General features: G+C 60.2%; 12 protein-coding genes. 9 read left to right on the top strand and 3 right to left on the bottom strand.

Annotation, left to right across the window (positions count from 1 at the left end; all coding sequences use genetic code 11):
* The first annotated feature begins 72 nt into the window (after positions 1–72).
* Positions 73–1,332, top strand: a complete 1,260-nt coding sequence (locus SJY21_RS11280; RefSeq protein ID WP_377510467.1) for an MFS transporter — start codon at positions 73–75, stop codon at positions 1,330–1,332.
* A gap of 2 nt (positions 1,333–1,334) precedes the next feature.
* Here SJY21_RS11280 and SJY21_RS11275 read toward each other — a convergent pair whose 3' ends face one another.
* The gene (locus SJY21_RS11275; protein WP_377510464.1) at positions 1,335–2,348 is read right to left on the bottom strand and encodes a calcium-binding protein; all 1,014 of its coding nucleotides are present in this window, start codon (positions 2,346–2,348) and stop codon (positions 1,335–1,337) included.
* 106 nt (positions 2,349–2,454) lie between these two features.
* The gene (locus SJY21_RS11270; protein WP_377510461.1) at positions 2,455–3,987 is read right to left on the bottom strand and encodes an ABC-F family ATP-binding cassette domain-containing protein; all 1,533 of its coding nucleotides are present in this window, start codon (positions 3,985–3,987) and stop codon (positions 2,455–2,457) included.
* A gap of 317 nt (positions 3,988–4,304) precedes the next feature.
* Between SJY21_RS11270 and rsfS the strand changes: the two genes are divergently transcribed.
* From rsfS to SJY21_RS11230, 8 genes are read left to right on the top strand one after another with little or no spacing between them, the layout of a single operon-like run.
* The gene (gene rsfS / locus SJY21_RS11265) at positions 4,305–4,724 is read left to right on the top strand and encodes a ribosome silencing factor (protein WP_377513224.1); all 420 of its coding nucleotides are present in this window, start codon (positions 4,305–4,307) and stop codon (positions 4,722–4,724) included.
* Positions 4,724–5,194, top strand: coding sequence for a 23S rRNA (pseudouridine(1915)-N(3))-methyltransferase RlmH (gene rlmH / locus SJY21_RS11260; protein WP_377510458.1), 471 nt, complete (start codon positions 4,724–4,726; stop codon positions 5,192–5,194). The genes rsfS and rlmH overlap by 1 nt, the downstream gene beginning before the upstream one ends.
* A gap of 51 nt (positions 5,195–5,245) precedes the next feature.
* Entirely contained in the window at positions 5,246–6,763 is a 1,518-nt protein-coding gene (gene gpmI / locus SJY21_RS11255) for a 2,3-bisphosphoglycerate-independent phosphoglycerate mutase (protein WP_377510455.1), read from the top strand.
* 17 nt (positions 6,764–6,780) lie between these two features.
* Complete coding sequence (locus tag SJY21_RS11250; RefSeq protein WP_377510452.1) at positions 6,781–7,872, top strand: murein hydrolase activator EnvC family protein; 1,092 nt, start codon at positions 6,781–6,783, stop codon at positions 7,870–7,872.
* Between the two features lie 13 nt (positions 7,873–7,885).
* A complete protein-coding gene (locus SJY21_RS11245; protein WP_377510449.1) occupies positions 7,886–9,220 on the top strand; it encodes a S41 family peptidase in 1,335 nt (444 codons plus the stop codon).
* 16 nt (positions 9,221–9,236) lie between these two features.
* Positions 9,237–9,719: an RNA pyrophosphohydrolase gene (locus tag SJY21_RS11240; RefSeq protein WP_377510447.1), complete on the top strand. Its 483-nt coding sequence runs from the start codon at positions 9,237–9,239 to the stop codon at positions 9,717–9,719.
* Positions 9,716–10,198, top strand: a complete 483-nt coding sequence (locus tag SJY21_RS11235; RefSeq protein WP_377510444.1) for a hypothetical protein — start codon at positions 9,716–9,718, stop codon at positions 10,196–10,198. Before SJY21_RS11240 ends, SJY21_RS11235 begins: the two co-directional genes overlap by 4 nt.
* A 39-nt stretch (positions 10,199–10,237) precedes the next feature.
* On the top strand, positions 10,238–11,101 hold the full coding sequence (locus SJY21_RS11230) for a class I SAM-dependent methyltransferase (RefSeq protein WP_377510441.1): 864 nt from the start codon (positions 10,238–10,240) through the stop codon (positions 11,099–11,101).
* Here SJY21_RS11230 and SJY21_RS11225 read toward each other — a convergent pair.
* Positions 11,075–12,340 (bottom strand): lytic murein transglycosylase, encoded by a 1,266-nt coding sequence (locus tag SJY21_RS11225; RefSeq protein ID WP_377510438.1) that lies wholly within the window; start codon positions 12,338–12,340, stop codon positions 11,075–11,077. The two genes, SJY21_RS11230 and SJY21_RS11225, sit on opposite strands and share 27 nt — an antisense overlap.
* Positions 12,341–12,378: the final 38 nt, after the last annotated feature.

The following is a 12,378-nucleotide window of genomic DNA, read 5'->3' as shown; positions in this document are numbered from 1 at the left end:
GGTCGCATCTGGCAATGCAACAGGGCCGGAACTGCGCTTGGCTGTTCAAAGTCAAACCAGGCAGCAGACCCTATGCATGAACGCCGGATACCTGAGTGGCTTCGCCATGCGCCTGCGCCAAGTGTGCGCGGCTTTGCCGTTCTGGCCGGGGCCGAAGCGATTGCGCGCGGCATTCTGGTGTCAGTTTTTCCATTGGTCATGTATCGCGTGCTTGGGGATGCCGCCGCGATTTCCGCAGTTTATTTTGCGATCGGTCTGGCCTCGCTGATAATCGGCTTGTCCGTTCCCTATCTGATCCGGTTCGTGCCAAGGCGCTGGGTCTATGTTGCCGGAACCTTGATGTTCGCAAGCGGCGCGATGTTGGCCATCCTGAATGCGCCTGCGCTGGTCATTGCGGGCTTGACGCTGACCACATCTGCCACCGTTGTCACGTTTGTGTGCTTCAATGCCTATGTGCTGGATTACGTGGCCAAGGTCGAGCTGGGCCGGCTTGAAACCTCGCGATTGTTCTACAGCGCTTTGGGGTGGACGGTTGGCCCCGTTTTGGGTGTGCTTTTATACAGTTGGTGGCCGCCCGCGCCGTTTCTGATTTCGTTTGTGGCCGCTTTGGGGATGACGGCTGTGTTTCTTGTGATGCGCCTTGGCAACGGCAAGCTGATCACCAAAAGCCGCGCCGTGCCCGCCAACCCCTTTGCCTTTTTCCGCCGGTTCTTTGCGCAGCCGCGCCTGATCGCCGGATGGCTGTTTGCAGTAATCCGGTCCTGCGGGTGGTGGGTTTATGTGGTCTATCTACCGATTTATGCCCTGCAGAACGGGCTGGGCGAACAGCTGGGCGGGATTGCCTTGTCGCTTTCGAACGCCGCCTTGTTCCTGACGCCGGTGATGTTGCGTTTCATGCAGCGCAGTTCGGTGCGCACAACCATCCGATTGGGGTTCTTGTTCGCGGGCCTGTTGTTCATGGCCGCGGGATTGCCCCATGGCGTTCCGCTGATTGCGGTCGTGGCCCTGATGATCGGGTCGTTCTTTTTGATCTTGCTTGATGTGGCAGGCGGCTTGCCGTTCCTGCTCGCGGTCAAACCGTCGGAGCGCACGGAAATGTCGGCGATCTATTCCAGCTTTCGCGATGTGTCGGGCATCATGACCCCTGGCGTTGCCTGGCTGGTCTTGTTGGTTGCGCCCATTTCGGGCGTGTTTGTCGCGGGGGGTGCGGGGTTGGTTGCCGCGTGGGTTCTGGCGAATACACTTCACCCAAGGCTGGGGCAGGCGCGCGTCGTGATCGAAGGGCTTGCGCCCAAGGATGCACCTGCGACCGATGCGCCGCAGTTCGGCTAGGTTCAGGCGCTGTATTCCAATAGCACGGCGATGGCATCGGTGTTGACGTCAGCGGCAGTCGTTCCCTTGAGGAGGACCGATTGCGGCGCGACAATCCCGTTCAACGCTGCGACAGGTGTCATGCTGACCAGCGTGTCGTCGCCGTCCTGAGTCGCGGTGATATCAAAGATGTTGTCTTGCGCGTCAAATGTTGCCTGATCCGCCGCGTTCAGGGTTGCGGCTTCGGGGATCACGACCGCTAGCTGATCTTCGGCCGGGTCAAAATCGTTTACCGTGACATTGGCCCCTGTGTCGTCATTGCTGAATTCCAACATGTCGGCGCCTGCACCAAGGGTAATTGCCGAGGCACCTTTCAAGCCGTTTACCTGCACGAAGTCATCACCGTTGCCTGCGTTGATGGTGTTGTTGCCCGCGACGTCGCGGATGATATCATCCCCCGCCGCGCCGTTCAGGCTGTCGTTGCCAAAGCCGCCGCGCAGTTCGTCATCACCGTCACCACCGCGTAGAATGTCATTGCCCGTGCCGCCGGTAATCAGATCGTTGCCAAAGCCGCCATTCAGGGAATCGTTGCCTGCGTCACCGCTCAGGGTGTCATCGCCAAGACGGCCAAGGATTTCATCGTCGCCGCTTTTACCGCCCAGCACGTCATCGCCAACACCGCCGTCGATGTAATCGTCGCCCGAACCGCCCGATACGATGTCTTCGTTCGCACCCGCAAAGATCGTGTCGTCACCACTTGCGCCCATGATTGAATCGTTGCCGGTACCGCCCTCGATGCTGTCATCGCCCGGACCCCCGTTGGCAAAATCCGCGCCGCCCAGCATCAGCAGGGTATCATTGCCTTCAAGGCCTGAAATCATGTCACCCTGTTCACTGCCTTCGATCACATCGTCGCCATCGGTGCCGGTTTCATCGACACCTGCCTTTGCCGATGAGTCGTCATCGTTGAAAAAGTCGAATGCAAGGACGCCGAACAGGATCCACGGCAATACATATGGTGCTACAATCTCGAACATGGTGCCCCCAGGCGATACTGTTTCCAAAGTGGAAACAAGTAATTGAAAACAAGTCACAATTTCCGGGAACTATCCTGATTTCCCAGATGTGAGTCAAGCGTTCGCGCTATGGTTGCAATGTGCTTCCTTGTGCCATGGCTTGGGCAAAGAACGGCTCGGGGCTATCGACTTCGACCAGTTTCCTGCCTTGAATTTCCCAGAATCGCGTGCCGGTTTCGCGCACAAAGGTGCGGTCGTGGCTGACAAGCAGGCAACTGACCTCGTGCTTTTCCAGTTCCGATTGCAGGGCTTCCTGACCGTCAATGTCGATGTGGTTGGTGGGTTCGTCCAGCAGGTAAAAGTTCGGGTTGGTCAGACGCAGCACCACCATCGCCAGCCGCGACTTCTGCCCGCCTGACAGGGTCGCGGTCTTGGCGTTCTGGTGGTCGATCGTGAACCCCGCCGCCGCGAGCAACCCGCGCGCGCGCTGATCGCCGACGTCGAAGCGGCTGGTGATCGCCTGCATCGGGGTGTCGTCTGGATCAAGCTGGGTCACACCCTGATCGGAATAGCCCATGACCACGGTGGGGGCGGCGCGGATCCCGTCAATGTCGCACGTGATCGCGCGTTGCAACATATCGACAAGCCGTGTCTTGCCAGTGCCGTTCGGCCCCAACAGCACGATCCTGTCGCCACGGTTGATCCAGACCTTGCCGGTCTTGAACAGCAGGCGATCATCGGGCGTGGTCACGGCCACATCATCAAACGCAATCAGCGCCTTGGCGTGGGTGTCGGCGTTGGTTAACCGGATCGCGCCCGCGGTGCGTTCCTTGTGGGCGGGGCGGGCGGCTTCCTCCAGCTTGTCGGCGCGGTCCTTCAACTGCTTGGTCTTGTTGATCAGCAGGTCCGAGCCTGAATTGATGCCGATATTCTTGAGCTTGGCCGCCTGACGGCGCAACTGACTGGCCTTTTTGATGTCGTTGTCGAAACGGCGGGCATCGGCGGCGTCGGATTCGTCCAGCGCATCCCTTGCGGCGCTATAGGGCAGCGCGAAACTGCGTGACGCGGTGCTGCGCAGGAACAGGGTATGCGTGGTGACGGCATCAAGAAACGCGCGGTCGTGGCTGGCAATCAGCATGGGCATGTCGCGCGGCAACCCGGCCAGATAGTCCTGCAACTGGCCGATGCGGGTCAGATCAAGGTGGTTGGTTGGTTCGTCCAGCAACAGCGCGTCAGGTTCCGTGACCATTTCGCGCGCCAGCAACGTCATCCGTTGCCACCCGCCTGACAGCTTGCCCAAGGGGCGGGTGCGCAGATCTTGCGGGATCGCCAGATCGTCCAGCACGATATCCACGCGCCAGCTTTCGTAATCCACCTGTTCGGGCGGCATCGCATCCAGCACGGCATCATAAAGTGACAGGTCGCGCAGGTTTTCGGGCACGATCTGTTGCATGAAACCCACGCGCAGCCCGCGCGCGGTGGTAATGTCGCCGGTGGTCGGGTCAGTCAGCCCCGCAATGCAATGCAGCAGCGTGGTCTTGCCCCCGCCGTTGGCCGCGACAAGGCCCATGCGGCAGCCTTTGGGCAGGGTCAGGTCAAGACCGGTGAAAAGCGGATCGGCCAGCGTAACGCCGATGTTTTTAAGGGTGATCAGGGACATGTTCTTCTCGGTTCAGGAAAATCGTGGCGTATTGCCACCAGAAAAGGCTGACCAAGGATGCTGGAAAATGTGACCCTGTTGTCAGCCCTGCAAGATGTTTTGCAGGGCAAAGACGGGGCCGCGCGTGCGATCGTGATAGCGTTTCATTGCGACGACCCCTCCTGATGTTGGTGCGCGGTTCTGGGCAAACCCTAGCAAGGGCATGAAACCGCCGCAAGTTCCGCAGTCTGTTCATTGAATTGTCACTTACGGCTTGTTAAGTTTGATCAAGCCCAGCGCCGGGGCGATTGGACGGCGCGCTTTAGGAGGACAATGATCTGTCTCTTACCACACAGGCGGCCCATGCCGCTGCGCGCGAGGCTGGCACAATGACAGCCGCGAAAACTGCAACTGCAGATACTCTGCTTGCTGCGATCCTGAAATCCCTTGACGATGACAAAGCCGAAGATGTTGTGCAGATCAATCTGCAGGGCAAGTCCGAGATTGGCGACTATATGGTCGTGGCTTCGGGGCGGTCGACCCGTCAGGTATCGGCGATGGCGGAAAAGCTGGTTGACCGGCTCAAGGCCGAATTTGGCGTGATTTCCAAGGTCGAAGGCAAAGACATTGGCGATTGGGTGTTGATTGATACGGGCGATGTGATTGTCCACATCTTCCGCCCCGAAGTGCGCGAATTCTATCAGCTTGAAAAGATGTGGCAGCCCGCAACTGCTGACGCGGCCAAGAAAGCCAACTAGTGCGGGTGCATATTTGCGCTGTGGGTCGGCTGCGCGCCGGCCCCGAGCGCGAGTTGATCGACGACTACCTGACGCGGTTCGACCGCACAGGCCGCGCACTGGGACTTGGCCCCGCCAATTTGATCGAAGTCGAAGACAAAAAGGGCGGGGGGATGGCCGCGGAGGCTGCATTGCTGTCCAAAGCGGTGCCTGATGGCGCGCTGATCTGTGTGTTGGACGAACGGGGCAAGCTGCAATCCTCGCCCGATTTCGCGGCCAGCCTCGCCGGGTGGCGCGATCAAGGGCGTGGCGATGTGGCGTTCATCATTGGCGGTGCCGATGGTATCGCCCCCGATCTGCGCAAATCCGCCGATGCCGCCCTGTCATTTGGCAAGATGGTCTGGCCACATATGCTGGCGCGCGTGATGCTGAGCGAACAATTGTATCGCGCGGCATCCATCCTTGCGGGCGCGCCCTATCATCGCGTCTAGAGGATCGCGCGCGCTTGCGGTATGACACCCCCAAAGCAAGCGGAGAGCCCCATGACCACACCCAAACCTGTCGTTTTGTGCATTCTGGATGGCTGGGGCAAACGGGCTGACACAACGGCAAACGCCCCTGCCCTTGCCGATACCCCGCACTTTGACCGCATTATGCGCGAATGCCCGAATGCGCAGCTTTTGACCCACGGCCATGACGCGGGTCTGCCCGCTGGCCAGATGGGCAATTCCGAGGTCGGCCACACCAATATCGGTGCGGGCCGCGTTGTGGCGATGGACCTTGGCCAGATTGATCTGGCGATCGAGGATGGCACCTTTTTCGACAATGCCGCGATCCTGAAATTTATCGACACCCTCAAGGGCACCGGTGGGCGGGCGCACCTGATGGGCGTTGTATCGGATGGTGGGGTGCACGGGCATGTGCTGCATATGATCGCCGCCGCAAATATGATTGCCGATGCGGGCGTGCCTGTGGTGATCCACGCGATCACGGACGGGCGCGATGTTGCGCCGGTCTCTGCCGAAGGGTTTGTCGCCCAGCTTTCGGATGCCCTGCCCCACGATGTCACAATCGCGACCCTGTCGGGGCGTTATTACGCGCTGGACCGTGACAACCGCTGGGATCGGGTCGAAAAAGCTTACCGCGCGATGATTGACGGTGACGGGCTGACGGCTGCCAGTGCTGCCCATGCAATCACCGCGGCCCGCGCCCGCGATGAAAACGACGAGTTCATTCTGCCGACGGTTCTGGCGGGATATGATGGTGTCGCCAAGGGCGATGGGCTGTTCTGCCTGAATTTCCGCGCCGACCGCGCGCGCGAGATTTTGGCGGCAATCGCCCAGCCCGATTTCAACGGGTTTGACCGTGGTGATAAGCCGCCATTCGCAGCGCTCTTGGGTATGGTTGAGTATTCGGACGCACATAGCGAATGGCTTGACGCCGGTTTCCCCAAGCGCGTGATCAAGAACACGTTGGGCGCATGGGTCGCCAGCAAAGGGTTGCGCCAGTTCCGCGTCGCCGAAACCGAAAAGTATCCGCATGTGACGTTCTTTTTGAATGGTGGCAAGGAAACTCCCGAAGAAGGCGAGGATCGCTATCTGGCCCCGTCCCCCAAAGTTGCGACCTATGATTTGCAGCCCGAGATGTCGGCAGCCGAGGTCACGGATGCCTTTGTTGGTGCGATCAAGGATGGCTATGACCTGATCGTGTGCAATTACGCGAACCCTGACATGGTGGGCCACACCGGCGATCTGCAAGCGGCGATAAAGGCGTGCGAGGCCGTTGATGCTGGCCTTGGCCGTGTGCTGGATGCGTTGAACAAGGCAGGTGGCGCGATGATCGTCACCGCCGATCATGGCAACTGCGAAGTGATGGTCGACCCTGAAACGGGCGGGCCGCACACGGCGCATACGACGAACCCGGTGCCGGTGATTTTGGTCGGCGGGCCAGCGGGCGCACAGCTGCGCGATGGTCGCTTGGCCGATCTGGCGCCGACCTTGTTGCAGTTGATGAACATCGCAAAGCCCGGCGAAATGACCGGCGAAAGCTTGATCACTTGATCCTGCGCGCCGCCATATTGTGTTGCCTTCTGGGAAGTGTTGCGAGCGCCCAGACCGACCCATCTGCGGCGGCAATCGCGGCTGCGGATCGGCTTGAGGAAGCGAGTGCGGCACTGGCTGCTGCTGATGGCCGAAGCGACCGTGTCGCCGCCCTGACCCAGACCGTGCAAGCCTACGAGGACGGGCTGGTGACATTGCGCGACGGGTTGCGCCGCGCCGCGATCCGGCAGCGCACCATCGAGGACGATCTGGCGAACCGCAGTGACGAGGTCGCGCGCCTGTTGGGCGTGCTGCAAACGATGGGCCGCGCGCCTGCACCCCTGTTGCTGCTGCATCCATCGGGGCCAACCGGCACGGCCCGCGCGGGCATGATCGTGTCAGATGTGACCCCTGCCTTGCAAGCGGACGTGGACGCATTGCGCACCCAGCTTGAGGAAGTCGCCGCCCTGCGTGACCTGCAAAACCGCGCCGCGGATCTGCTGGGCAAAGGGCTGGCCGGCGCGCAAGAGGCCCGCACCAAACTGAGTGCCGCGATTTCGGATCGCACGGACCTGCCCCAGCGCTATACCGAAGACGCCGTGCAAACGGCCCTTTTGGTGGCCAGCGCGGACACTCTGGATGCCTTTGCGTCCGGTTTGTTGCGCGCAGTTGACGGGGGTGCCGCGCCACCTGACGCAACCACGGCAGGCGGATTGGCGCTGCCTGTGCAGGGCACGATCCTGCGCGGGTATGAACAGGCCGATGCAGCCGGAATTGCCCGCCCCGGCGTATTGATTGCAGCGCGCCCGCGCGCTCTTGTCACCACCCCCGGCGTGGCCACCGTGCGCTATCGCGGACCGTTGCTGGATTATGGAAACGTCACGATTTTGGAACCCGCGGCCGATGTGCTTTGGGTCTTTGCGGGCATGGCCGAAGTGTTTGGCGAAGTCGGCCAAGTTTTGCCTGCGGGGTCGCCGATTGGCCTGATGGGTGGCGAAATCCCCGCAGTTGACGCGATTTTGAGCGAAACAGCGCAAGGTGTGACGGGAAGTCAAACACAGACCCTTTATCTTGAGGTCAGAGAAGGGCAAAGTCCGGTAAATCCTGCGACATGGTTCGCGGTTGAATGAGGTAGGAAAATTCATGAAAAAGTTCTTTATGGCCGCAGCCGTTGGCACCATCGCAGGCGCGATTGCCACAACGCAGATCGCCGGACCGCTTGTGGCCCAAGAAGCCACCCGAAATGCCAGCGTCTATGAGCAGCTAGACCTGTTCGGTGACATCTTTGAACGCATCCGCGCGCAATATGTCGAGGATGTCGATGAGGCCGCGCTGATCGAGGCCGCGATTGACGGCATGCTGACTTCGCTTGATCCGCATTCCAGCTATCTGTCGCCCGAAGACGCCGCCGACATGCGCGTGCAGACACGTGGTGAATTTGGCGGCCTCGGGATCGAAGTCACGCAGGAAGAAGGGTTCGTCAAGGTCGTGTCACCGATTGACGGCACCCCTGCGGATGCCGCGGGCATCATGTCAGGCGATTTCATCACGGCCGTGGACGGGGCCAGCGTGCTGGGCCTGACCTTGGACGACGCGGTTGATCTGATGCGCGGGCCAGTGGGTTCGGAAATCGTGATCACGGTCGTGCGCGAGGGCGAGATTGAACCGTTCGATGTGTCCATCATCCGTGACACCATCAAGCTGACGGCGGTGCGGTCGCGCACCGAAGGCGACACGGTTGTCTTGCGCATCACGACATTCAGCGACCAGACGTTCGACAGCATGCGCGAACTGCTGGCCGAGCAAGTCGAGGAAGCCGGCGGCATCGAAAACGTCAACGGCCTTGTGCTTGACCTGCGCAACAATCCAGGTGGTTTGCTGCGTCAGGCGATCCTTGTATCGGATGCGTTCCTTGAGGCGGGTGAAATCGTGTCGACCCGTAGCCGCAACCCCGAGGACGGCGAGCGCTACAACGCCAACACGGGCGATCTGGCCGAAGGGCTGCCGATTGTCGTGTTGATCAATGGTGGTTCTGCCTCGGCATCGGAAATCGTTGCGGGTGCCTTGCAAGATCACCGCCGCGCAATTGTCATTGGCACAAATTCGTTCGGCAAGGGATCGGTGCAAACGGTGATGCCGCTGCGTGGCGATGGGGCAATGCGCCTGACAACCGCACGATATTACACACCATCGGGCCGGTCGATTCAGGCGCTTGGCATTTCACCTGATATCATCGTGGAACAGCCCCGCCGCGTCGAAGAAAGCGCCGAAGAAGAGGAACAAGGTGTCTTCCGCTCGGAGGCGGATCTCCGCGGCGCGCTAGACAACGACAGCCTGAGTGAAGACGAAATCCGCCAGATCGAGGCCGACCGCGCGCGCGCCGAAGACGCCGCGGCCCTGCGCGAGGAAGACTACCAACTGGCCTATGCGATTGATATCCTCAAGGGGCTGTCAGCGCTTGGCCCCAACGCACAATAAACAAAGGGCAGGCGCCATGACACCTGACGACATCGCGCGCCTGCCCTACCGCCCCTGCGTTGGCTTGATGTTGGTGAACAGCACAGGGCAGGTGTTTGTCGGCCAGCGCAATGACCGCTTTCAGGATGCCTGGCAGATGCCCCAGGGCGGCGTGGACAAGGGCGAAAATCCGCGTGATGCGGCCCTGCGCGAACTGTGGGAAGAAACAGGTGTGACGGCTGATCTGGTGCGAGTCGAGGCCGAAAGTCGCGACTGGATACCCTATGATCTGCCCCATGATATCGTGCCGAAAATCTGGAAAGGCCGCTACCGCGGGCAGGAACAGAAGTGGTTCCTGTTGCGGTTTGACGGCGCCGATGACCAGATTGATATCGAAACCGCGCAACCTGAATTTTCGCGCTGGAAATGGATGCCCCCGACCGAACTGCTAGACAGCATCGTTCCGTTCAAGAGGGCAGTCTATGCGCAGGTGCTGGATGAATTTGGAGCCTTGCTATGAGGGAAGCATTTATCGGAGCCGTGCTTGCAATCGCATTGCCTTTTCAGGCCAGTGCGCTGTCTTGTACGCAGCCGGATGTGGCCGCATCTTTCACCGCTGCCGTGCAGTCCGAAGCGCGATATACGGTGCTTTGGGGCCGCTTTTCCTTTACGCAGGACTCGGCAACAGCCCCCACACGTGAAGGACAAGCGCCCGATCCTTTCGTCGTGCATTTTCAAGGTCAGGGATTGTCGGCAAACGGCTTTGTCGATGTCAGTCCGCGTAATATCACAATCGCGATCGGCTGCGCCGGACCGTGGTGTGGAAGTTTCGCACCTGAAACCGAAGCGCTGGCCTTTGTCGAACGCACCGCCGATGGTGATGTCCTTCGCGTCGGCCCCTGCGCGCAGTGGGTGTTTCAAGACCCAAGTCGCGCCGATATCGCAAAGGTCGAAGCCTGCATGCACGGCGATGCCTGCGATCCGGTCGAACACCGTTGAGGCTTGCACCGTCGCGGTTTTCCCCGCAAGACTGCGCCGATGAAAAACGAAAAAATTGATACACGCGCCATCGGGCTTGATGTCAGCCTGACATTTGCCAAATGGCTGACGGGAACCGAAAACCTTCACTACGGCGACTGGACCGGTCTGGAGGTTTGCGCCGCCAATGCCGGCCCCGCGCAAGAAGCCTATACGGATCGGCTGTTCAAACTGCTGCCCAAGGGCAAGCTGCGTATCCTGGACATCGGCGGCGGCGCAGGTGTCACGGCTGGCAAGTTGCTGGCACTGGGGCATCACGTGGAGATCGTTATTCCGTCTGCATTTCTGGCCGCGCGCTGTCGTGAAAATGCGCCAAATGCAGTGATTCACGAGATGATGTTCGAAGATTTCAACAGCGACTCCAAATTCGATGTTTGCCTCTTTTCGGAAAGCTTTCAGTATATTCCGCTGCCGGAAGGTATGCCCAAGTGCCTGACCCTGCTTGAACCCGACGGTCGGATCATCATCGCGGATTGCTTTCGCAGTGAAGCGTTTCGCGCCAACCCGGTGCGCGCCACCGTGGGGAGCGGACACGGCATTGCCGGTTTTCGGCAGGCTGTTGCGGACTTGAACCTTGCCATCACGCACCAAGAAGACGTGACCGCAGCCGTTGCCCCGTCTGTCGAAATTGAACAAGGGCTGTTCAATATCTTTGGTCATGCCATTTCGCGCGTGGACGAAGAACTGGTTGCCAAAAAGCCCAAGACGCGGTGGTTGATCAACCGTGTGTTGCGCATGTTCGTGAATGAACGCAAGCGCACCCGTCTGCAACAGCGGCTGACTGAACAAAGCCGAAATCGCGACAGTTTTGCGGCCAACAACGTTTACCTCATGATGTCACTCGCGCAGTCGCGTCAGGAGTGACAGTGACGGGTAGCCATCTGGCACCAGCCCCTGACTGCTTTGATAACTGCGGATCGCGTCAATTGTCAGCGGGCCGATGCGTCCGTCGATCCCTTGGGTGCTATGCCCCGCTGCCGTCAGTCTGCGCTGCAATTCCTGCCGTTCCGCGAACACCAATGCCCGATCACCGCGCGGCCAATCCGCCTGAATTTCGCGTCCGCCGCCGATCCGGTCAGCCAAATGGCCAACACCAATCACATAGGCATCGGCGGTGTTGTAACGTTCGATCACGCTGAAATTGTGAAAGATCAGAAAGGCCGCGCCCTGCGCGCCAGCAGGCAACAGCACCGCAGCATCGCCGTGGTCGGGCACCGCGCGACCATCAATTCCGGTCACGCCCCTGCGCGCCCATTCACTGGGCAGGCGCTGGATGCGCCGGTTGGCTTGGGTGTAATCAAACCCGTTAGGCAGACGCACCTCTACGCCCCAAGGCTGGCCGCTGATCCAACCGAAGTTTGCCAGATAGGACGCGGTGGACGCCAGCGCATCCGCCGGATCGTCAGACCAGATATCGCGCTTGCCATCGCCGGTGAAATCGACGGCGTAAGCCAGATAGGACGTGGGGATGAACTGCGTATGCCCCATCGCGCCCGCCCAGCTTCCGGTCATGTTTGACGCGGCCACATCGCCGTCCTGAATAATTTTCAACGCAGCGACCAACTGTTGTTCAAAAAACCGCCCGCGGCGCCCGTCATAGGCAAGGGTCGCCAATGCTTCGATCAGGGGTTCATCGCCGCGGAATGCGCCAAAGGAACTTTCCAGCCCCCACACGGCGACGACAACCTCCTTTTCGACACCATAGCGCGCCTCGATCGCATTCAGCAGGCGTTCGTTCTGGCGCAGGGCCGCTTGGCCGTTGCGCACGCGCGCGTCAGATGCGGCGCTATCAAGGTAATCCCAGATCGTCTTGGTGAATTCCGATTGGTTGCGGTCCCGGCGGATAATGTCGGCGTTGTAGGTGACCCCGCGAAAGGCCAGATCGAAGGTTTGCGCGGATATGCCCTGTGCCACAGCACGGGCACGAAACCCGTTGATCCAGCGCTGAAGGCCGCGATCATTTGCGGTGCTTTGGGCGGGGATCACATCAAACTGAGGGCGCATTTCAGGACGAAGCGAGCGTTCGGGCGGGCCGGGGTTGGCCTGTGCGATACTGGCAAGCAAGAGCACCGAAAGGGCGGCGATACGCATCAAGACACTCATGAAACTCACCCGATTCAATGACGTTTGCGCACAATGCT

The sequence above is a fragment of the Octadecabacter sp. R77987 genome (assembly GCF_042466115.1).
GTDB lineage: Bacteria > Pseudomonadota > Alphaproteobacteria > Rhodobacterales > Rhodobacteraceae > SW4.
Note: the sequence above shows the minus strand (reverse complement) of the source record. Positions and strands in the feature narration are given on the sequence as shown.

Bases quoted from the DNA above. Each gene is read 5' to 3' on its own strand.
- SJY21_RS11245 (WP_377510449.1), top strand. From the start codon at position 7,886: ATGAAAAAGTTCTTTATGGCCGCAGCCGTTGGCACCATCGCAGGCGCG.
- SJY21_RS11270 (WP_377510461.1), bottom strand. From the start codon at position 3,987: ATGTCCCTGATCACCCTTAAAAACATCGGCGTTACGCTGGCCGATCCG.
- SJY21_RS11235 (WP_377510444.1), top strand. From the start codon at position 9,716: ATGAGGGAAGCATTTATCGGAGCCGTGCTTGCAATCGCATTGCCTTTT.
- SJY21_RS11275 (WP_377510464.1), bottom strand. From the start codon at position 2,348: ATGTTCGAGATTGTAGCACCATATGTATTGCCGTGGATCCTGTTCGGC.
- SJY21_RS11280 (WP_377510467.1), top strand. From the start codon at position 73: ATGCATGAACGCCGGATACCTGAGTGGCTTCGCCATGCGCCTGCGCCA.
- SJY21_RS11230 (WP_377510441.1), top strand. From the start codon at position 10,238: ATGAAAAACGAAAAAATTGATACACGCGCCATCGGGCTTGATGTCAGC.
- gpmI (WP_377510455.1), top strand. From the start codon at position 5,246: ATGACCACACCCAAACCTGTCGTTTTGTGCATTCTGGATGGCTGGGGC.
- SJY21_RS11240 (WP_377510447.1), top strand. From the start codon at position 9,237: ATGACACCTGACGACATCGCGCGCCTGCCCTACCGCCCCTGCGTTGGC.
- SJY21_RS11225 (WP_377510438.1), bottom strand. From the start codon at position 12,340: ATGAGTGTCTTGATGCGTATCGCCGCCCTTTCGGTGCTCTTGCTTGCC.